Genomic DNA, 258 nt, shown 5'->3' with positions numbered 1-258 from the left:
GGCATCGGCGCGGCGCTGGCCGGCTCGGCCGCGAAGACGGTCTGCCTGGTCGGCGACGGCGGCCTGATGGTCAACGTCGGCGAGCTCGTGACGGCCGTGCAGGAAAACGCGCACGTGATGATCGTGCTGATGAACGACCAGTGCTACCGCGTGATCCGCAACATCCAGGACGCGCAGTACGGCGGCCGCCGCTGCTTCGTACAACTGCACCAGCCTGATTTCGCGCAGTTCTGCGCGAGCTTCGGCCTCACGCACTAC

At 67.1% G+C, this 258-nt stretch carries 1 protein-coding gene; it reads left to right on the top strand.

From position 1 onward, the window contains the following. Positions 1–258: thiamine pyrophosphate-dependent enzyme (locus tag R0J88_RS21430; RefSeq protein WP_410901089.1), on the top strand; the 258-nt coding region annotated here is incomplete at both ends.

It is taken from the genome of Pseudoalteromonas sp. SIMBA_162, assembly GCF_046535955.1.
GTDB classification, from domain to species: domain Bacteria; phylum Pseudomonadota; class Gammaproteobacteria; order Enterobacterales; family Alteromonadaceae; genus Pseudoalteromonas; species Pseudoalteromonas marina.
This window is presented reverse-complemented; position numbering and strand designations above follow the sequence as displayed.